This window comes from Streptomyces sp. NBC_01635 (assembly GCF_045209715.1).
In the GTDB taxonomy this organism is placed as follows: domain Bacteria; phylum Actinomycetota; class Actinomycetes; order Streptomycetales; family Streptomycetaceae; genus Streptomyces; species Streptomyces hirsutus.
The window spans coordinates 7865797-7886038 of the sequence record NZ_CP109277.1 but is presented as its reverse complement, the minus strand read 5'-3'; the positions used below and the strand labels follow the sequence as shown (position 1 = coordinate 7886038).

Sequence of the window (20242 nt, the reverse complement as noted above, 5' to 3'; positions counted from 1 at the left end):
GCGCGCCCGACCGGCCGATGAATCCGCCGGTCGGGCGCTCGTTCGTCAGATCGGGAAGTGCGCGTGGCCCCTGGCCTGCGCCGTGACCCAGCGGGTGTCGGTGAAGGCCTCGGCGCCGGCCTGGCCACCGAAGCGGCCGTAGCCGGAGCTCTTCACGCCGCCGAAGGGGGCCTGCGGTTCGTCCGCGATGGACTGGTCGTTGACGTGGACGATGCCGGTGCGCAGCCGGCCGGCGACCTCCAGGCCCTTGGCCAGGTTCTCGGTGATGACGCCCGCGGTGAGCCCGTACGGGGTGTCGTTGGCGAGCGCCACGGCCTCGTCGGCGCTGTCGACGACGTGGACGACGGTCGCCGGGCCGAAGATCTCGTCGTAGTAGATCTTCATGTCCTTGGTGACCCCGGTGAGGACGACCGGGCGGATCAGGGTGCCCGGTTCCTCGATCTCGCCGGTGCCCGCGGCCAGTTCGGCGCCCTGGGCGACCGCGTCCGCGACGAGTGACGCGACCCGGCGGGCGGCGGCCTCGTTCACGACCGGGCCGACCGCCGTGCCCGGGTCGCTCGGGTCGCCGCAGGGCAGTGCTCCGACGCGGGCGGCGAACTTGGCGGTGAACTCGTCGGCGACCGCGCGGTGGACGATGACCCGGTCCACGCACATGCAGATCTGGCCCGCGTTCATGAAGGAGCCGAAGACCGCGGCGTCCACCGCGTAGTCGACGTCCGCGTCCTCCAGTACCAAGAGGGCGTTCTTGCCGCCGAGTTCGAGGACGGCGGGCTTGAGGTGCTGGGCGGCCTGGACACCGATGGTGCGGCCGACCTCCGTGGAGCCGGTGAAGTTGACCATCCGCACCCTGGGGTCGGCGATCAGCGCGGACACCACCTCTGCCGCGTCGGCGCGGTCGTTGGTGACGACGTTGAGCACACCCGCGGGCAGTCCCGCCTCGTGCAGGACGTCCGAGATCAGCAGGCCGCAGGCGATCGGCGCGTCCTCGCTGGGCTTCATCACCACGGTGTTGCCCATCGCGATGGGCATCGCCACCGCGCGGACGCCGAGGATGACCGGCGCGTTCCACGGCGAGATGGCGGCGATCACCCCCTTGGGCACCCGCACCTGGGCGGAGTGGACGCCGTCGGCGTCGGTGGCGAGGATCTGGCCGGTCGGGCGGCTGACCTCGGCCGCCGCCTCCAGCAGGATGTCGGCGGCCAGGTGGGCGTTGAAGCCCGCCCAGGGGGCGACGCCGCCGACCTCCGCGGCCATCAGCCGTACGACCTCCTCGGTGCGCTCGGCCATCAGCTGCGCGGCGCGCAGGAAGATCCGGCGGCGTTCGGCCGGCTTGGTCGCGGCCCACGCCTCGAACGCGGCGTCGGCGGCGTCCACGGCACGGCGTACGTCGTCCGGGGTGCCCGCGGCGACCTCCGCGCAGACGGCGCCGGTCCAGGGGTTGGTGTCGGTCGCGGTGCGGCCGGAGGAGGCGGGGCCCTCCTGGCCGTTGATGATCAGTCCTCGGGAGATGGACACGAAGTGCTCCTGTGGAAGAGGGGGACGTGAAGGCTCAGGCCTCGGCGGGCGTGGCTGCGGGGGCGGTGGTCCGGCGGGCGCGCAGGGCGCGGTGGGCGAGGCCGACGAGGGCCGGGGCGACCACCGGCGCGATCATGTAGTTCCAGAAGTGCTCGTACGTACCCGAGAGCAGGGCCGGGCCGAAGGCGCGCGCCGGGTTGATGCTCGCGCCGGTCACGGTGCCCAGGGTCGCGATGACCACGCCCACGCCGACGCCGATGGCCGCCGGGATCAGCGCTCCCAGGGCAGGTCTGGTCATCACCAGCGCCACCGCGACGAACACCGCGGCGAGCGCGGCGCCCTCGATGAGGAACAGTTCGACCGCGCCGGTCCCGGGTGCGGGGTGCACGGCTCCGTGCCCGACCTGGCGCACGGCCCCGCCCCACACCAGCCCGGCCAGCGCGGTGCCGGCCACGGATCCGGCGAGCTGCGCGGCGATGTACGGGAGGACGGCGCGGGCCGGGAAGAGACCGCTCGACCACAGGAAGACGGTGACGCCGGGGTGCATGTGGCCCCCGGATCTGCGGCCGGGCGGCGAGTACATCAGGCCCGCGATGAGCGCGGCGACCGCGACTCCCGCGACGGCGAACAGGGTCTGCGGGTCGCCGATCGCCAGCGGCGACCCGGGCAGGGCCAGGCAGCGGATCAGGCTCACCACTGCGAAGAGAAGCACCGTGGTCAGCGCGAACTCGTACGCGCTGTGCCGGACGAGATCCGCACGGCTCTGGGCGGAAGTGCTCATGGGAGTCCTCAGGGCAGGGGCAGCCCGGCGGGATGCGTCCCGCAGCACACCGGACCACCATTTTTTTTCGCTGAGTGAACTTACTTTCATTAAACGAGTGCGCCGAGTGTGCGCGATCGCCGAGAGGCTGTCAATGGCCGGTAGCGTTCCCCTGAAGACGGGTACGGCCGCATGCGCCGGGAAGCCGACATACAGGAGGAAGTGCCATGGCGCCGGGCGTTTCGAGGGCGGCACCGACGGCATCCGCGCCGGCGGCCCCTTCGCCGACCGACTCCGGGGCGGAAGCCGCCGGCCCGCTGGAGCGTGGACTGGCCGTGCTGCGGATCGTGGCCGAGGCTCCCCATTCCCCGCGCCCGGGCGACCTCGCCCGCGCGACCGGTCTGGCGCGTTCGACCGTCGACCGGATCACCGCGACCCTGACCCACCTCGACTATCTGCGCACCGTGGGACGCGACCTCGTCCCCGCCCCGCGCCTGATGGAGTTCGGCAACGCCTACCTGCACGCGAGCGGCATGCCCCACGCGCTGCGGCCGAGCCTGGAGCGGCTGGCCCGCGCCCTCGACGAGTCGATCTCGGCGATCGTCCTCGACGGCTGCGACGCACGCATCGTCGGCAAGGCCGTCCCTCCCGGCAGGATGATCCCCCTGGGCTTCCGCATCGGCGACCTGCTACCCGCCGAGCGCTGCGCGGCCGGTGCCGTACTCGCCGCCGGCTGGCAGCCCGACACGTACGACGCGTGGCGGGCCCGCCGCGCCGCCGACCCCCTGGACGAGAACTTCCCGGCCGTTCCCGCGCGCCGCGCCACACCCCTCCCCGAGCGGACGGAGGCGGACTTCGCCGCCTGGTCCGCGGCGGCCGACGCGGACGGCTGGGCGCTGGACGACCAATTGGTCGCCCCGGGCCTGGTCGCAGTGGCGGTCCCGGTGCGCGACCCCGACGGCCGGCCCGTCTGCGCGATCAGCGTGCTGGCGCACACCAGCCGCCACAGCGGCGACGACCTGCGCGCGCACGCACTGGCCACGATGACAGAGGAGGCCCGGCACATCGCGGACGCGCTGTACGGCACCTCGACGGCAGCCGCTGCGCCGCCTGCCGCCCCCGCCTACGCCGACGCCAAGTCCGAACTGGGGCCGTCCTTCCTGCAGGCGCTGGCCAGGGGCCTCGCCGTCCTGACCGCGCTCGGCCGACAGCGCGGCGGACTCACCCTCGCCGAGGCCGCCGAGGCGGCCGGACTCTCGTACCCCAGCACCCGTCGCAATCTGCTGACGCTCCGTCAACTGGGTTACGTGGAACAGGTCGGCCGCCGCTTCCTGCCGTCCCCGCGCGTCCTGGAACTCGGCTACGCGCGGCTGTCCACCCTCACCCTCGCCGACATCGCCCAGCCCCATCTGACCGAACTGGCCGGACAGGTAAGGGAGTCGGCTTCACTCGCGGTCCTCGATGGCATCGAGGTCCACTATGTGGCCCGGGCCGCCGCCCAACAGATCACCAGCGCCCGGATCATGCCCGGCACACGACTGCCCGCGTACGCCACCTCCATGGGCCGGGTCCTGCTCGCGGACCTGCCCGAGGCGGACCGGCGGGAACGCGTCAACGCCTCGCGACCGCGGGCCCTGACCCCGCGCACGCTCACCTCGCCCCACGCGCTCGCCGCCGCCTTGGACCGGGTCGCCCGTGAGGGACACGCCTTGGTCGAGCAGGAGTTGGAGGCGGGACTGCGCTCGCTGGCCGTACCGGTCCGGGACCGGAGCGGGCGAGCCGTCGGAGCCGTGAACGTAGCCCTGCACGCCGGCCCCGAGCCGCCCGAGCACACCAGGGACACCCTCCTCCCGGCGCTGCGCGCCTGCGCCGACCGGATCGAGTCGGACCTGGCCGTCAGGTTCGCCGGCACCCCCGTACAGACGGGCTGACCGCCCCGCCGATTGAACACCCGCGCAGCGGCGCACTCCCACGGCGTGGGGCCTCTCCTCACGCGCGCGACTCCGGAGTGCGGGTCGGCAGGGGCGAGTGAGCCGCGTTGGCGGCGCTCGCGGCCGGGTGGTCCTGCCCGGGGTCTTCGGGGTCGTCCTACCCGGCGCCGCTTCAACCCCTACTGAATCAGGAGTCGACTTCTGGGGGTGTCATCATGCCCTGCTCAGTTACCCGGAGAAGTTCAGTGAGCGACAGAGCCGAGTGCGGGAGCCAGCGGCGTCCTGCGGGGTCGTACTCGGCATCCTCTTCCCAGGGACCAGCCTTCCAGGTATCGATGACGGAATCGCGCGATTCCGCGGTGACGGGGATCCACGCAACGGTGTCGGCCTCGATGCGCCCTGATGACGCGCGGACTGCGTCGACGAGTTGCTGTTCGCTGAGCCGGGTCCGCACGTGAGCGAAGAAGTACGCGGATGCCTCGAGGGCGTAGAAACCGCACCACGAGAAGACGATGTGGTCGTAGTAGTCGGAGCGGTCTGTGAGGCCGATCTCCTCTTTCAGGGCCCGCCTCGCGAGCTTGAACCACGATTCCACGGCCTCCTGGGGGGCGGGCCAGTTCATGGTCTCGTGGGCACCTGCCTGGTGGAAGTCCGCCCAGACACGCTGTCCCTTCGGACGGCCGATGACCATGAGCGTGCCGGTGCGGCTCTGGACCGTGACGTTGATGGCGATGTTGGACCTGGGGGCGGACCTGATGATGCGGCGCAGCCCTTCTTGTCGGCCGTTGGTGTACTTGCCGTTGAGGATCCTGTTCCGGACCGCTTCGTAGGCGGCCTTGTCAGCGCGCATGTAGTTGCGCAGGGCCACGTGGCGCGAGTAGACGGAGTGGGACACCTTCAGGTGCAGTTGCTCGCTGCGGGGGTCTTGTTCCCGATCGTCCACCTCGTAGCCGACCAGGGCAGGGCATGGGCTGCCCAAGCCTTCGGCTTGGGCCTCGGCCAGCAGGCGGTCGAACAGGTCGTGGTCGCGGATCCAGTCTTCGCGCTGCCCGTGGCGGGTCAGCTCGGTCGCCCAGTCCACGATCTCGACAGGCGCCACGTTGCGGTCCTCGATCATGGGGCGCGCCGGGTTCCATGTGGAGATCCGAAAGAATCCGAGGTCCTCTGGATTGAACGGGCTGAGCTGATGCGTCTTGGGCTCCGCTCCGAGGAAGGCTCTGGTGAAGTCCGTGGTCGGAGCCATCTTGCCTGCGATCTTGGCGCACCGGCTCAGTTCGTCCTCCACCGCTTGGAGGAAGCGCTGACGCAGATCGAGATCCACCGGCAGAAGCCGACAGTTCGGTTTGAAGATCAGTTCGATGTCTTCGAGTGACATGCCCAGGGCGGGATGCCGCTCGTGTACGAGCTGGGCGAGCCAGGTGCGGTTCAGCGTGAAGGCCGCGCTGTACGGGCCGAAGTCTCCATCCGGCGCCTGCCTCTTCGGTGCGCCTGGCCTGGGCCTGCGCTGGTTGATCCTGTTGCATTCGTCCCGCACCGCATCGCGGAATTCGGCACTTAACTGGGCATTCAGGGTCGGCACTTGACCTCCCATCAGGTTCCATCAGCGTATAACTCACATACCTCAGGAATCTAGGGCATGTGGGTGCGCCGGCAAAGTGCAGGTCAGGGCGCCGCGGTTACCCACGTAGTTGACTCGAAGATCGAGTACGCGGCCGGACAAACAGCATCACTACGGAAGTACATGGGAACAACGCACAGGTCAGGGCTCTGACAGATGCCGATGGTTGTCCACCTGAAAGGCTTCCATCCACACACGATCGAACGCGTGGCTGGATGGGCACCACCACGATGAGGGCGTGCCCGCTCCATGGCAAACCGCCTTCGAAGAAGTGCGGGTCCGTCGACCCTGGCCTGGTAACCCTCGTGCCGACGGACCCGCCAACCCACCCGACTGTCGGTCGGCTGCGCCGACCGACAGCAGAGAGGCGGAACTGTGACCTACCTGGTTATGCCCACCATCGGCGCCGCACTCACCATCACCCTCATCACGATCGCCTTCCTGATTTCCTGCTGCGCGGCGCTGATCGCGGGCTTCCTCGCCCGCCTTCAGCATGCCGACGCCAACACGATCACCAGGAATGCCGGGGCGGCGTTCACATCGACCCTGACTCTCTGCATGGTCGTCATGGTCGCGGCCGGCATCCTGAACGGCGGCTGACCAGACGAAACCGCTCTGCTGCCTGTCGAGGTCGCAGCAGGGCGGTCTAGTGCCGCATCAGGCAATCCTTGCCTGGTCATGACGCATCGTCTGGCTGCTACGCAGGGTGGCACTGGCCCGTTTCCGGGCTACCGGAGGACCCGGCGTCCGCGAGCAGCTCGTCGACCTCGCTCACTACGGCAATGTCCAAGCGGCTTCAGCGGAATCACGAACGATGACCGCGCGCGGTGTGCCCGCCAAGGATGATCACAGCCAGAAAATGGGTATGCGGTGGCGTGGCCTCAACCGATCATGGGAGTGTGACCGAACATCTGGCGATCAGCACCTTGACTTTGCAGCACAGGATTCCGGACGACTGGGACGAGGATCCCTGGGCCGAAGTGCGTCCTCTGATCGACGGCGTGGACGTCCTGAAGGAGGTCCACCCGGAAGGGTTCGCACCCAGCTGCCGATACTGGAGGGGGCCGGCCGAGAGCTGGCCGCTGGCGGTCACGGAGGAACCCCGCAGAGTCATGATCACCGCGCCGACCTGCACGGCCGGCTGCTGCGGCGCCCTGTACGTCACCATCCGTCGTGAAGGCGATCAGGTGATCTGGGAGTCCTGGGAAAACACCAGCAACATCACAGCAGTGCCGGCGGACTTCCGCTTCGACAGCGCCCAGTACGAGGCTGAGCTCGCGCGGGCCGCCGCGGACCGCAGCTGGGAAGAGCCCCTGGACACCGTTGCCCGGCTCCTCGAGCAGACCCTTGCAGACAGCGGCTGGTTCGAGCGCTGGGGCTGCGTCCTCACGAGTGTCTCGCCACGACGCGAGGAGCCCGATCTCCCCGAGGAAATCACCAGCCCCCAGGGTGTAGATGTCCACTTCCACCAGGTCCGGGGGCCCGGCGAACGTACAGATCTTTACCAGTACGAGTTGTTCGTCACCGGCGATCACCCCGTGGAGGAGCAGGTACGGCGGCTGGCGGACCGCATTCTGGCGGACGATCCGCGGAAGACCGCTGAGATGCACCGCTGAGGACCAGAATGATCACGTGGCTGAACGTGTGCGGGTCCGGGAGATCGATGACGACGAGGGCAGGCGGTTGCTGCAGATCACCCTCAGGGGCACCGGTTCGGTGGTGACCTGGCGGCGGGCCCGGATGGTGCTGTTGTCCGCGCAGGGCATGCCCGTGGTGAAGATCGCCAAGGTGACGTTCACCAGCCCCGACCGGGTCCGGGCTGGTGATCCACAACTTCAACGCCGACGGGTTCGACTCGCTCTACCCGAAGTACAAGGGCGGTCGGCCCAGAACCTTCACCCTCCCGGAGCGCCGGGAGATCAAGAAGGTCGCCAAGTCGAAGCCGGCCGAGCACGGCCTGCCGTTTTCGACCTGGAGCCTGGCCAAGCCGGCCGACTTCCTGGTCGCCGAGGGGTGATCGACGACATCAGCCACGAGGGCCTGCGGGTCCTGCTCCGCGAGGAGGGCGTCTCCTTTCCACGCATAAAGACCTGGAAGACCTCCCGCGACCCCGAATACGACAGGCAACCGGTGGCCGGATCCGCCCAGTGGCCTGAACGCCCGCCTCGTCGCAGAAGCCGGAGGAACCTGGAGTCGCTACGCTCCCCATGGCCACTCACGGTGACCACGAGCCCTCACCGGCCAAGGAATACGCGACTCTCGATTACGCGAGGTCGCCAGTGTCATGCCCCAGGAAGGAGGGCGCCCAGCGTGGTCCGTCCTGCTGCACGCAGGCGCCCACTTCCACGGAAGTGCTGCGACGGGCCCGGTTACCGCTCGCGCACTCAGTCCTTGCGGGTGTTGATCTCCTCGGTGAGCTGCGGGACGACGTCGAACAGGTCGCCGACCACGCCGTAGTCGACCAGGTCGAAGATCGGGGCCTCGGCGTCCTTGTTGACCGCCACGATCGTCTTCGAGGTCTGCATGCCCGCCCGGTGCTGGATCGCTCCGGAGATGCCGGAGGCGATGTACAGCTGCGGCGAGACGCTCTTGCCGGTCTGGCCGACCTGGCTGGTGTGCGGGTACCAGCCGGCGTCCACCGCGGCCCGCGAGGCGCCGACGGCCGCGCCCAGGGAGTCGGCGAGCGCCTCGATGACCGCGAAGCTCTCCGCGCCGCCCACCCCACGCCCACCGGAGACCACGATCGCGGCCTCGGTCAGCTCCGGACGCCCGGTCGACTCGCGCGGCGTGCGGCCGGTCACCTTGGTGCCGGTGGCCTGCGCGGAGAAGGTCACCGACAGCGCCTCGACCGCGCCGGCGGCCGGGGCCGCCTCCACGGCGACCGAGTTCGGCTTGACGGTGATGACCGGGGTGCCCCGGGAGACACGCGAGCGGGTGGTGTAGGCGGCGGCGAACACCGACTGGGTGGCCACCGGGCCCGCCTCGGACGCCTGAAGGTCGACGGCGTCGGTGATGACGCCCGAGCCCAGGCGCAGCGCCAGGCGGGCGGCGATCTCCTTGCCCTCGGCGGAGGAGGGCACCAGCACCGCCACCGGGGAGACCTGCGCGGCCGCGGCCTGCAGGGCGTCCACCTTGGGCACCACCAGGTAGTCGGCGTACTCGGCGGCCTCGTGGGTCAACACCCGCGCCGCGCCGTGCTCGGCCAGCACACCGGCGGTGGCGGCGGCGCCGGCGCCCAGCGCGACGGCGACCGGCTCGCCGAGGCGGCGGGCCAGGGTGAGCAGCTCCAGGGTCGGCTTGCGGACGGCGCCGTCCGCGTGGTCGACGTAGACGAGAACTTCAGCCATGGGACTTCTTCTCTCCTGCTTGCGAAGTGTGAAGGGGGCGAAAAGCGAGCTGGGGCCGGTGGGCTCAGATGAACTTCTGGCTCGCGAGGAAGGCGGCGAGCTGCTTGCCGCCCTCGCCCTCGTCCTTGACGATCGTGCCCGCACTGCGGGCCGGGCGCTCGGTGGCGTCCTCGACCACGGTGTAGGCACCCTCGAGGCCGACCTCGTCGGCCTCCAGGTCCAGGTCGGACAGGTCCCAGGAGGCGACCGGCTTCTTCTTCGCCGCCATGATGCCCTTGAAGGAGGGGTAGCGCGCCTCGCCCGACTGGTCGGTGACCGAGACCACCGCGGGCAGCGACGCCTGCAGCTGCTCGGAGGCGGCGTCGCCGTCCCGGCGGCCCGACACCGTGCCGCCGGCGACCGCGACCTCCGACAGGAGCGTGACCTGCGGCACGCCCAGGCGCTCGGCGAGCAGCGCCGGCACCACGCCCATCACGCCGTCGGTGGAGGCCATGCCGGAGATGACCAGGTCGTAGCCGGCCTTCTCGATCGCCCGGGCCAACACCAGGGAGGTGCCGATGGCGTCACTGCCGTGCAGGTCGTCGTCCTCGACGTGGATCGCCTTGTCGGCGCCCATGGACAGCGCCTTGCGCAGCGCGTCCTTGGCGTCCTCGGGGCCCACCGTCAGCACGGTGATCTCCACGTCGTCGTCGGAGTTCTCCGAGATCTGCAGCGCCTGCTCGACCGCGTACTCGTCCAGCTCGGAGAGCAGACCGTCCACGTCGTCGCGGTCGACGGTCAGGTCATCGGCGAAGTGCCGGTCGCCGGTGGCGTCGGGCACGTACTTCACGGTGACAACGATCCTCAAGCTCACGAAGCGTCTCCTGGTCACTCACGGTTGCGGGGCGCACGGACGGCCCCCGCGATGAAGGGCTCGACGGGCTCACGTGTCCGGTGAGGGCGTCGGCCTGGTCGGCCTGCCTCGGCAAGCCCCCTCTCACCCGAGCGAGCAGAAGAAAAATATTAGACATTTACCGACCTGTCAACGAAGCAGAAACCCGCCCGGAGAAGGGATCCGCCAACCGGACACTCACCGCCTCAACAGACATACGCCGAGGGGCGTTCGGCGGTTCTCGCACCCACCGCCCACCCTCGCGGTATGCTGTCTAATATTTACCAACGTGTAGACCTGGGAGAGTGCGAGAAGCGTGGAACCACACACGAAACACGCCGCCCGCGGTGCTACGGCGAAGCTCATCGGCCAGAAGGTGCTACGCCCTCGCGAGCAAGTGGAGGAGAAGATCCGCGCAGCAATTCTGTCAGGCGAGTTGCGCAGCGGTGAACGGCTTCCCTCGGAGGCGGAACTGGCCCGGCAGTTCGACGTCAGCCGCACCACGGTGCGTGAGGCTCTGCGGTCGCTGGTCAGCCAGAAGCTGATCGACAAGACGCCCGGCGTCGGCGGTGGCAGTTTCGTGCGCAGCGTCGACCACCAGTCCCTGGGCAATCTTCTGCAGGAGTCGCTTCACAACCTTCTGCAACTGGGCAACCTCCGAGTGGAAGAGGTGGCCATGCTGCGCCAGTACCTGGAGGTGCCGGCCGCACGGCTTGCCGCCCAGCACCGCTCGGACGAGGACCTGGCGAAGCTGCAGGACATCGTCGAGCGGCAGAAGACCATCTCGGTCGACGATCCGGATGTGCCTGATCTCGATGCCCGCTTCCACGCCGCGATCGCCAAGGCGTCGGGCAATCGGCTTCTCGCCTCGTTCGTCCACGCGCTGCACCGCGAAACGGAACCGGTCCACTACCTGGACCTGTCTCCCGAGGTCGGCCGTAAGACCGTGCGCCAGCATCAGAAGATCGTCAAGGCGATCGCCGCGTCCGACCCGGACTCGGCCGAGCAAGCCGTCAACGAGCACCTCGTCTACCTCCGCGAACACGTACTGAGTCTGTGATCGCCCGGCGCCGCCGCTTCCACCGACCGCTCATGTCGCGGTCGGCGAGAGCGGACGGCGTCGCGGATCCGGTCGTTCGTTCGTGTACAGCGCCTTGCCACCGGTCCCCACCGCACAAGCGCGCCGTCGGCCCGAACGGGCCGACGGCGCGGAGTTGCGGGTCCGGTCACGGGGGTGTCCCCGGTTCTTGTTCTGCGCCGCTCGTCAACGCAGTGCGGCGCACCGATTTCCCATCGGCGTGCCGCACCGCGTTGACGAGCGGAACTCACCAGGAGTAGAAGCCCTTCCCGGTCTTGCGGCCGAGGTCCCCCGACTTCACCTTCTCCCGCAGAATGGCGGGGGGCTCGAACCTTTCCCCCACCTCGCGCGCGAGGTGCTCCGCGATGGCCAACCGCACGTCGAGCCCCACCACGTCCGTCGTCTTCAGCGGACCCATCGGGTGCTTGTAGCCCAGTGTCATGGCCGTGTCGATGTCCTCCGCGGACGCGACCCCGTCCTCGAGCATCCGCATCGCTTCCAACGCGAGAGCCACTCCGAGCCTGCTGCTGGCGAACCCCGGGGAGTCGGTGACCGTGATGGCCGTCTTCCCCAGCGCCTCCACCCACGCCTGGGCTTCGCTCACCAGCTCCGGCGCGGTCTTCGGCCCCACCACGATCTCGACGAGTTCGCTGGCCGGCACCGGATTGAAGAAGTGCAGCCCCACCAGCCGGTCGGGCGCCGGCAGATCCGATGCCAGCCCGTCGACCGGCAGACTGGAGGTGTTCGTCGCCAGGTAGGCGTCCGGGGCCACTCCCGCAACCGAGGCCAGCACCCGCCGCTTCAGCTCCACGTCTTCCGGCACGGCCTCCACCACCAGCCCGCACTTGGCCAGCACCCCGGGGTCGGTGGAGACCGAGAGCCGGGCGACGACGTCCGGCAGCGGTCCGGCGAGCTTTCCGCGCTCCTGTGCCTTGGCCAGGCTCGCCTCGACCCGCTCACGGGCCGCGGCGGCAGCCGGTTCGGAGGCCTCCACGACGGTCACCGACGTGCCGGCCAACAGGAAGGCGTGCGCGATGCCCGCTCCCATCCGGCCACCGCCGTAGACGCCGACGTTCTCGGGCAGGCTGCTGGGCGGACTCATCGGTTCTCCGATCCGTGGGTGACGTTCTCGAGGACGACGGCGAGGGCCTGGCCCACGCCGATGCGGATCGCGGCCACTTCCCAGCGGTCACCACTCCGGCGCAACCGGTGCGCCGGGGTGAGGAAGGCGTGGTTCATGCGGCGTGCTCCCTGGAGATGAGCATGGTCTTCAGACCGTGCTGGACCACGGCATCGTGCTGGTTGACGACACGGGCCTCGAACTCCACGATCCCGCGGTCGGTTTGGGAGGACGACGGGCGCTGGGCGGTCACCGCGTAGTCGACGTGCAGGGTGTCGCCGAAGTGGATCGGGGCGGTGAACCGCCAGTCGCTGATGCCGAGGAAGGCGATCACCGACTGGTCGAGTTCACCGGTGCGTGCCCACATCAGCCCGTGGGCGAAGGAGAGTCCGAGCAGGCCGTGGGCGATCCGGGTGCCGAACGGCGTCCGCTTGGCGAACTCCTCGCTGGTGTGCAGCGGGAACCGGTCACCGGTGAGCCCGGCGAAGGCGCCGACGTCGGCCTCCGTGACGGTCCTCGAGGGGCTGCTCCAGGAGCGGCCCACGACCAGGTCGTCGAACCAGAGCGTCATCGCCCCGCTCCGCCGCCCAGACCGGTGGTGAGGACGACCTTGCCCTTGACCTTGCCCTCCCTCACGTACTGCAGGGCATCACCGGCGTTCTCCAGCGGGAACGTCCTGTCGACGGCCGCGTCGACCTTGCCCTGCACGAACAGGTCGAACATCTCGGCCATGGTCGACCGCATCAGCTCGGGGGCCCGGTCCCGGTAGTCGCTGCTCTGCAGGCCCACCACGCTGATGCTCTTGACCAGCAGGTGGCCCGGCTTGATCGGGTTCTGCCCGCCGGAGGCGAAGCCGACGACGACGATCCGGCCCTCCCACGCGGTGGCCCGGATGATCTGGGTGAGGAAGTCGCCGCCCAGCATCTCCAGCACCACGTCGACGCCCTTGCCGTCGGTGGCGGCGAGGAGGTCGTCGCGCAGCGTCTCGGGAGTCGAGGTGAGCACCACGTCGGCGCCCTGCTCGCGGGCCAGTTCACCCTTGGCGGTGTCCTGGGCGAGGGCGATGACCCGGGCGCCCCGGGCCTTGGCGAGCTGCACGCCGGCGGACCCGACCCCGCCACCGGCGCCGGTGACGAGCACCGTCTCACCGGACTTCATCTGACCGCGCCGGAGCAGGCCGAAGTACGCCGTGGAGTACACCAGGCCGAACGCCGCCGCTTCCTCGTAACTCATCTCGTCGGGGAGCTCCATGACCAGCTCCTCGGGGACGGACAGCTGTTCGGCGTAACCGCCGTGCTCCACCAGGGCCAGCACCCGTCGGCCGACGGTGATCCGCTCGACGCCCTCACCGACCGCGATCACGCGTCCCGCCGCCTCCTTGCCCGGGCTGAACGGGCGCGGCGGCAGGTTCTGGTAGGTCCCCTCGACCACGAGGACGTCCGGGAAGTTGACACTCACCGCGCCGATCTCGATGACGACCTCACCGGGTCCGGGCACCAGGTCGGGCACCTCCTCCACCGCGAGACCGGACGGGGGACCGAACTCCTTGACGAGCACAGCACGCATCGTTGACTCCTTGGTGAAATGTGTACGGGGCCGGGCGGTCAGGCCCAGGGCGAGGCGTCGCCGAGCTCGGCCAGTGAGGGGTACGGGGTGGTGGCGGGGGCGCGCCGGAGCGTGGCGGAGACCGGGCTGGGCAGCGTCGCGAACGACGCGTCGCCACCGGGCGCGGACACCCGCTCGGGGGCGTCGATGTCGACGAGCCCGGCGTCGACCGCCTCGTCGAAGGTGGCGACGACCACCGTGCAGACGTCCTCGCCGTCCAGCACGGCACGCCAGTGCTCGCTGGTCTCGGCGGCGAACCGGGCGGTGAGCGCCGTGACGACGTCCTCCTCCTGCCCGGCGTCGTCGTGGAACTTCTCGTCCAGCCCGACCAGTTGGACGAGCCGGTCCCAGAACTTCTGCTCCAGCGCGGCGCAGGCGATGTGGCGGCCGTCGGAGGTCGGGTAGACGTGGTAGCGCGGGCTGCCGCCGGTGAGCTGCTCGGCGCCCGGCCGCGGCCAGCCGGCGCCGGCCTGGTGGGCCGCGAAGTAGCCGTAGCCGAGGACCTGGAGGTTGTGGGTCATCGACACCTGGAGGCGTGCTCCCTCGCCGGTGCGGTCGCGCTGCCGCAGGGCGAGCAGGATGTTGACGACCGCCGGGTAGGTGCCGGCGGCGATGTCCGCGAGCACGGTGACCGGCAGTCCGGGCGCGCCCGTGCTGTCGGTGACGACTCCGAGGAGGCCGGACTCCGCGAGGTAGTTGAGGTCGTGTCCGGCCCGCTTGGCGTGCGGCCCGGTCGGCCCGTAGCCGGTGATCGAGCAGTACACGACGTCGGGGTTGACCGCGCGGACGGCGTCGTATCCGAGACCGAGCCGGTCGGCCACCCCGGGACGGAACTGCTCCATGACCACGTCGGCCTCGGCGGCCAGTTCGAGGACCCGGTCGCGCTGGGCGGGGTCCTTGAAGTCGACGCCGTAGGCCCGCTTGCCCCGGTTGAGCACGGCGTAGTTGGCGCTCGCCTCACCGAACTTCGGTTCGTACGTGCGCATCTCGTCGCCGCGGCCCGGCCGTTCGAGCTTGACCACGTCGGCCCCGGCCTCGGCGAGCATCAGGGTGGCCAGGGGGCCCGGGAGGAGGGTGGACAGGTCGAGGACCTTGATGCCGTCGAGGGGCAGGGCGGCGTTCACGCGATCATCTCCCGCAGCTTGAACTTCTGGATCTTCCCGCTCGGGGTCATCGGCAGCTCGGGCGCGTTGACCACCCGCTCGGGGAGGTAGTGCTTGGACAGGCCCTGGGCGAGCAGGTAGTCGGCCAGGTCGGCCACCGTCAGCTCCGGCGTGCCGGCGCGGGTCACCAGCACCGCGCAGATCCGCTCGCCGAGCCGCTCGTCGGGGATGCCGACGACGGCCGCGTTCACCACGTCGGGGTGGTCGAAGAGGACCGACTCGACATCGGTGACGGGGATGTTCTCCCCGCCGCGGATGATGATGTCCTTGGTGCGCCCGCGCAGGGAGAGCCAGCCGTGCTCGTCGAGGCTGGCCCGGTCGCCGGTCTTGAACCACAGGCCGGGCAGGTAGGCGTCGTCGGTGGCGTCGGGCCGGTCGTAGTAGCCGTACACGACACCCGGCCCCCGCATGAGCAGGTCGCCGACCTCGCCGGGCGGCACGTCGCGGCCGTCGGCCCCGACGACACGGACCTCGGAGCCGGGGAAGATCGCTCCGTCGGTCCGCTGGATCGCGGCCGGTTCGTCGGGCGTGCAGGAACTCATGATGCTGCACTCGGTGAGGCCCCACGCGGGGGCGATGTAGGCCCCGAGGGCCTCCTGGGCCTGCGCGGGAAGATTGCGCGGCACCGGGGAGCCGGCGATCACCAGGCATGTCAGCGGACAGTCCGGGTCGCCCGCCAGGTCGGTGCGCATCATGTCCTGGAGGAAGGTGGGCGCGCCGAAGAACGCCGTGACGCCCTCCTCACGGATCACCCGCACACCCCAGACCGGGTCCCACCGGTCGACGTGCACCGCGGTGCCCGCGAGCAGCACCGTCATCACGATGCCCCAGGCGAAACCCGTGTGGTGGCCGACCGGCGAGGCGACCAGGTGCACCATCGGGTCGCCGTACACCTTCGGGCCGATGTGCTCGGCCTGGCGGCGGACGGCGTAGACGAGCGTGTTGTGGCTGTGCATCGCGCCCTTCGGCTCACCGGTGGTGCCGGAGGTGAAGCCGAGGTAGCAGACACGGCTGGGTACGGGCTCGGGGAACGTCCGTGTCGGAACGCCGGCGTGGCTCGACCAGAGCGACTCGCCGTCGCGGAGGTCCGACCCGTCGTCGTCGAGGACGACGACGTGCTCGAGCGTCGGTATCTCGGCCCGCAGCCTGCGGGAGAGCTCGAGGTGCTCGGTGCTGCGCCACCGCCGCGGGATGACCAGGACCTTCGCCTTGCTGCGGCGCAGGATCGCGGCCGCCTGGCGTTCGCCGTACGCCACCGGGATGCCGGCGTAGACGGCGCCGAGCTCGTTGATGCCGAAGACCATCTCGGGGTATTCGACCCAGTTGGGAAGCATCAGCACGACGGCGTCGCCCTGGGCGACTCCGAGGGAGGCGAAGACGCTCGCCGCGTGGTGGGCGTTCGCGTCGAACTCGGCGTAGGTGCGGCTCACCCGGTCGCCGCCGGTGCGGTGGCCCACGAGCGCCGCGCGGTCCGGATGGGCCTGCGCCGCCTCGGTCAGCAGGGAGCGGATCGACCGCTCCTCCCACCAGCCGGCGGCCCGCCAGGCCTCGGCGTCGTCGTCGGTGACCGGCGTGTGCTGGCCGTCGAGGAACTCTGCCAGCGGGGTACCACTCTGACTCGTGGTCATCATCCGTCCTTCCGAAGGGAGGTGGCCGGGCCGAGGCCCACCAGGGTGCGCGCGGTGGTGACGGCAGCGCCTTGGACATCGGCGGCGGCGCGCAGGGAGACCGCGTCCCGCAGGTACCGCTCGGCCGGGTACTCGGCGAGGTAGCCGTAGCCGCCGTGCGACTGCAGCGCGGCGGCGGCCACGTCGATCGCGCCGTCGCAGGCCTCTCGTGCGGCCGCGAGGGAGCGGACCGGGTCGTCGGCCACGGCCACCGCGGCGGCCAGGGCGACCGCGCTGCCGGAGGCCTGAGCGAGCAGCGACTGGCGCACCGTGGGGAGGGCGGTCAGCGCGTCGCCGAACTGCCGGCGGCCGGCGGAGTACGCGGCGGCCGCGTCGGCGGCGGCCGCTGCCGTGCCGGCCGCCACGGCGGCGGTTCCGAGCCGGAGCCGGACCCGTGCCGCCGGGACGTCGACGCCGGTCAGTTCGGTGACCGCGGCACCGCTCGCCTCGACCTGGACGGACCGGGTGAGGGCCCCGCCGAGGCCGGTCCGGCGCAACGGGCGGGACGTGAGCGCGGCCGGGTCGATCAGGAGCGCCCTGTCCTCGTCGGCCAGCACGAGGAGGTACGGCGCCTCGGCGGCCGCGTCGATCCGGTCGACCGAACCGCTCAAGGTGGTGCCGGACCAGGCGAGCCGCACATGGGCGGAGCCGGCGTCGACGACCGCGACCGCCGCCGTCCCGGCGTGCACCCGGCCGACGAGGTCGGCACAGCGCTCGTCGCGGGCGAGCACGTCGACCGCGGCGTGCGCCTGGACACAGGCCCAGCCGAGCGCGGGCCAGGTGCGGCCGAGCCGTTCGAACGCGATCACGGTGGTGGCGCGGTCGGCGCCGCCGCCGCCGTGCTCCTCGGCGGTCCCCAGGGTCCAGACGCCGAGCTCGACGAGCTCGGCGGTCAAGCGTGCGACGACCTCCGGCTCGTCGGTGAGGACGAGGTCGTGATCGGCCGTGAAGGCGTCCAGCATGGCCATCAGATCACGCTGGTCGCTGTCGAGTGCGGGACCGTGCCAGCTCATGCCCAGAAGCTTTCGGACGTGGGCTCGCGGCGCTCACCGAAGGCGGCACCGACCTCGTGCGCCTCCTGGGTCTGCAGGTACAGCGAGAGCTGCTGGTCGTGGGCCATGCGGGCCTGCCCGGACACGCCGTTGTGGCGGGCCGAGAACGCCCCCTTCATCGCGCCGATGGCCAGCGGGCTGCGGGTGGTGATCTCCCTGGCCACCTCGACGGCGCGGGCCAGGGCCTCACCGGGCGCGACGACCTCGTTGACCAGGCCCATCTCGAGGGCCTGGGCGGCGGTGTACTTCCGGTTGAGGTACCACATCTCCTTGGCGCGCTTGCGGCCGATGGTGTCCTCCAGGTACCAGGAGCCGTAGCCGGCGTCGAAACTGCCGACCATGGGGCCGACCTGCCGGAAGACGGCGTTCTCCGAGGCGACGGTCAGGTCGCACACGGTGTGCAGCACGTTGCCGCCGCCGACCGCGAAGCCGTTGACGGCGGCCACGATCGGCTTGGGGATGGTGTCGAGCGCCTGGTAGACGTCGATGACCGGCAGCACCTGGGACTGGTCGAGGGAGGTGACCGGATCGTGCTCGCCGCCGATGCAGAAGAACTTGTCGCCGGTGCCGGTGAGCACGGCCGCGCGCAGGTCGCGGTCGAGCCGGAAGCGCTGCAGCGCGTCGACGAGCTCCAGGCAGGTCTGGTGGCGGAACTTGTTGCCGGCCTCGGGCCGGTTGATCGTGATCGTGAGGACCGCGCCGTCGCGGTCGATCAGGAGGTCGTCGTACGTCGGTGCGTTCATCGGGTGCTCTTCTCTCCGGTGCGGAATCCCTGGCCGTTCTTGGCGCCGAGCCGTCCGGCGGCGACCATCTGGCGCAGCAGAGGGGGCGGGGCGTAGCGGCTGTCGAGCGTCGCGGCGTACGCGCTCTCGGTGGCGTGGAGGTGGACGTCGAGGCCGATCATGTCGAGCATCTCGAAGGGGCCGGACTGGTAGCCGAGGCCGAGCTTGAGGGCTGTGTCGATGTCCTCGGCGGTGGCCAGGCCGTCGTCGTACTCCTGGATGACGTCGTTGAGGTAGGGCAGCAGCAGCGCGTTGAGGAGGAAGCCGGGGCGGTCCTTGACGACGACCGGTTCCTTGCCGTCGAGGGAGGCGACCAGCGCCACCAGCCGCTCGACCAGCCGGGGTTCGGTCTGCAGGGCGCGGACCACCTCGACGGTGCGCATGACCGGCGCGGGGTTGAAGAAGTGGAGGCCGGCGACCCGTTCCGGGTTCGGCAGGGCCGCGGCCAGGTCGGTGACCGACAGGGCGGAGGTGTTGGTCAGGACGGGGGTGTGCTCGCCCACGACGGCGGCGGCCTCGGCCAGCAGCGCCTTCTTCACCTCGGCGTTCTCCGTCACCGACTCGATCACGACGTCGACGCCGGCCAGGTCGGCCATGCTCGTGGTGCCGGTGATGCGCGCCAGCACGGCCTGCTTGGCGTCCTCGGTGACCTTGCCGCGGGCGACGCCGCCGTCGAGGAACTCCGCCACCGCGGCGAGGCCGGCGTCGACCCGGGACGCGTCCGTCTCCAGGGCGACGACGTCACGGCCGGAGGCGGCGAACACCTGCGCGATCCCGGCGCCCATCGTGCCGAGGCCGAGCACCCCGACCCTCGGGAAGTCGTTCATCGTCTGTCTCCTTCAGGACCCGAAGAGGCGGGTGTCGTCGTACGTGTAGAAGCCGCGGCCGGTCTTGCGGCCGAGGTCGCCCGCGGCGACCATCCGCTCGACCATCGGCGGCGGGAAGAAGCGCGGATCACGCAGCTGCTCGTAGAGCCGGGTCGCGACCTGCTGGTGGATGTCCATGCCGACGATGTCCAGCAGCCGGAAGGGGCCCATCGGGTGTCCGAGGCCGCCGAGCACGGCGGCGTCGATCGACTCCTTGGTGCCGAGGCCCGCTTCGAGGGCGCGGATGCAGGAGTTCTCCCACGGGATCAGGAACCGGTTGACGATGAAACCGGGCCGGTCCTGGGTGACGACGCTGGTCTTGCCGAGGGAATCGAGGAACTCGACGGTCGCCTTGTGCGCCCAGTCGGCGGTGTGCCGGCCGTCGGCGACCTCGACCAGCTTCATCAGCGGTGCCGGGTTGCAGTAATGGGTGCCGACGACCCGTTCCGGCAGCCGCGATCCGGACGCGATGCCGGTGACCGACAGCGTCGAGGTGTTGGTGTGGAACAGCGTGTGCTCGGAGACGATCCCGTCCAGCCTGCCGAAGGTGTCCTTCTTCAGCTGGAGGTCCTCGAAGACCGCCTCGACCACGACGTCGCACGGCGCGAGGTCGGTGAGGGTGGTGCTGCCGACCAGGGCGTCCTTGGCCTCCTGGGCGGCAATCGCGTCGAGCTTGCCGAGCTTGACGCTCTTGTCGAAGAAGCCGTGCACGGTGTCGATGCCGCGCTTGAGGTTGCCCTCGTCGACGTCGTAGAGGATCGTCCGGTGCCCGGCGCGCGCCATCACGGTGGCGATGCCCGAGCCCATGGTGCCGGCGCCGAGGACGGCGACGGTCTTGCTCACCTTGCTCACTGGTTCTCCCTGAAG

General features: G+C 70.5%; 18 protein-coding genes and 2 pseudogenes. 5 read left to right on the top strand and 15 right to left on the bottom strand.

Annotated features, from left to right (window positions below; genetic code table 11):
* Nucleotides 1–45: 45 nt before the first annotated feature.
* Nucleotides 46–1515: an aldehyde dehydrogenase family protein gene (locus OHB56_RS36450; RefSeq protein WP_406358114.1), complete on the bottom strand. Its 1470-nt coding sequence runs from the start codon at nt 1513–1515 to the stop codon at nt 46–48.
* A gap of 34 nt (nt 1516–1549) precedes the next feature.
* Nucleotides 1550–2296, bottom strand: a complete 747-nt coding sequence (locus tag OHB56_RS36445; RefSeq protein ID WP_406358112.1) for an aquaporin — start codon at nt 2294–2296, stop codon at nt 1550–1552.
* A 206-nt stretch (nt 2297–2502) separates the two neighbouring features.
* Here OHB56_RS36445 and OHB56_RS36440 point away from each other — a divergent pair, with 206 nt between their 5' ends.
* A complete protein-coding gene (locus tag OHB56_RS36440) occupies nt 2503–4206 on the top strand; it encodes an IclR family transcriptional regulator C-terminal domain-containing protein (RefSeq protein WP_406358110.1) in 1704 nt (567 codons plus the stop codon).
* 187 nt (nt 4207–4393) lie between these two features.
* Here OHB56_RS36440 and OHB56_RS36435 read toward each other — a convergent pair whose 3' ends face one another.
* A complete protein-coding gene (locus OHB56_RS36435; RefSeq protein ID WP_326755981.1) occupies nt 4394–5785 on the bottom strand; it encodes a hypothetical protein in 1392 nt (463 codons plus the stop codon).
* Between the two features lie 414 nt (nt 5786–6199).
* Here OHB56_RS36435 and OHB56_RS36430 point away from each other — a divergent pair, with 414 nt between their 5' ends.
* From OHB56_RS36430 to OHB56_RS36420, 3 genes and pseudogenes are all read left to right on the top strand, one after another.
* Nucleotides 6200–6424 (top strand): hypothetical protein, encoded by a 225-nt coding sequence (locus OHB56_RS36430; protein WP_326755980.1) that lies wholly within the window; start codon nt 6200–6202, stop codon nt 6422–6424.
* Between the two features lie 242 nt (nt 6425–6666).
* Nucleotides 6667–7440, top strand: a complete 774-nt coding sequence (locus tag OHB56_RS36425) for a hypothetical protein (RefSeq protein WP_326755979.1) — start codon at nt 6667–6669, stop codon at nt 7438–7440.
* 16 nt (nt 7441–7456) lie between these two features.
* Nucleotides 7457–7942 (top strand): annotated as a pseudogene (locus tag OHB56_RS36420) (transposase); the annotation flags it as partial.
* Nucleotides 7943–8208: 266 nt separating this feature from the next.
* Here the strand turns inward: OHB56_RS36420 and OHB56_RS36415 are convergent.
* Nucleotides 8209–9171 (bottom strand): electron transfer flavoprotein subunit alpha/FixB family protein, encoded by a 963-nt coding sequence (locus tag OHB56_RS36415; protein ID WP_406358107.1) that lies wholly within the window; start codon nt 9169–9171, stop codon nt 8209–8211.
* A gap of 64 nt (nt 9172–9235) precedes the next feature.
* Nucleotides 9236–10024: an electron transfer flavoprotein subunit beta/FixA family protein gene (locus OHB56_RS36410; RefSeq protein ID WP_406358105.1), complete on the bottom strand. Its 789-nt coding sequence runs from the start codon at nt 10022–10024 to the stop codon at nt 9236–9238.
* 334 nt (nt 10025–10358) lie between these two features.
* On the opposite strand from OHB56_RS36410, the gene OHB56_RS36405 reads away from it, so the two are divergent.
* The gene (locus OHB56_RS36405) at nt 10359–11102 is read left to right on the top strand and encodes a FadR/GntR family transcriptional regulator (RefSeq protein ID WP_381000195.1); all 744 of its coding nucleotides are present in this window, start codon (nt 10359–10361) and stop codon (nt 11100–11102) included.
* A gap of 265 nt (nt 11103–11367) precedes the next feature.
* On the opposite strand, the gene OHB56_RS36400 is transcribed toward OHB56_RS36405, so the two are convergent.
* The 10 genes and pseudogenes from OHB56_RS36400 to OHB56_RS36355 form a co-directional block, all read right to left on the bottom strand.
* The gene (locus OHB56_RS36400) at nt 11368–12222 is read right to left on the bottom strand and encodes a 3-hydroxyacyl-CoA dehydrogenase family protein (RefSeq protein WP_406358103.1); all 855 of its coding nucleotides are present in this window, start codon (nt 12220–12222) and stop codon (nt 11368–11370) included.
* Nucleotides 12219–12341: pseudogene (locus tag OHB56_RS36395) on the bottom strand (3-oxoadipyl-CoA thiolase); the annotation flags it as partial. The gene OHB56_RS36400 and the pseudogene OHB56_RS36395, both read right to left, overlap by 4 nt.
* A 14-nt stretch (nt 12342–12355) precedes the next feature.
* Entirely contained in the window at nt 12356–12811 is a 456-nt protein-coding gene (locus OHB56_RS36390) for a MaoC/PaaZ C-terminal domain-containing protein (protein ID WP_406358101.1), read from the bottom strand.
* Nucleotides 12808–13806, bottom strand: a complete 999-nt coding sequence (locus OHB56_RS36385; RefSeq protein ID WP_326755972.1) for an NADPH:quinone oxidoreductase family protein — start codon at nt 13804–13806, stop codon at nt 12808–12810. The genes OHB56_RS36390 and OHB56_RS36385 overlap by 4 nt, the downstream gene beginning before the upstream one ends.
* Before the next feature lie 38 nt (nt 13807–13844).
* Entirely contained in the window at nt 13845–14969 is a 1125-nt protein-coding gene (locus tag OHB56_RS36380) for a CaiB/BaiF CoA transferase family protein (protein ID WP_406358098.1), read from the bottom strand.
* Nucleotides 14966–16636 carry an AMP-binding protein gene (locus OHB56_RS36375; protein WP_326755970.1) on the bottom strand — a complete coding sequence of 557 codons (1671 nt, stop codon included), beginning with the start codon at nt 16634–16636 and terminating at the stop codon, nt 14966–14968. Before OHB56_RS36375 ends, OHB56_RS36380 begins: the two co-directional genes overlap by 4 nt.
* Nucleotides 16636–17688: an acyl-CoA dehydrogenase family protein gene (locus tag OHB56_RS36370; RefSeq protein ID WP_406358096.1), complete on the bottom strand. Its 1053-nt coding sequence runs from the start codon at nt 17686–17688 to the stop codon at nt 16636–16638. The genes OHB56_RS36375 and OHB56_RS36370 overlap by 1 nt, the downstream gene beginning before the upstream one ends.
* Nucleotides 17685–18470, bottom strand: a complete 786-nt coding sequence (locus OHB56_RS36365; protein WP_406358094.1) for an enoyl-CoA hydratase-related protein — start codon at nt 18468–18470, stop codon at nt 17685–17687. Before OHB56_RS36365 ends, OHB56_RS36370 begins: the two co-directional genes overlap by 4 nt.
* Nucleotides 18467–19336 (bottom strand): 3-hydroxyacyl-CoA dehydrogenase family protein, encoded by an 870-nt coding sequence (locus OHB56_RS36360; protein ID WP_406358092.1) that lies wholly within the window; start codon nt 19334–19336, stop codon nt 18467–18469. Before OHB56_RS36360 ends, OHB56_RS36365 begins: the two co-directional genes overlap by 4 nt.
* A gap of 12 nt (nt 19337–19348) precedes the next feature.
* Nucleotides 19349–20227, bottom strand: a complete 879-nt coding sequence (locus tag OHB56_RS36355; RefSeq protein WP_406358090.1) for a 3-hydroxyacyl-CoA dehydrogenase family protein — start codon at nt 20225–20227, stop codon at nt 19349–19351.
* Nucleotides 20228–20242 lie beyond the last annotated feature (15 nt).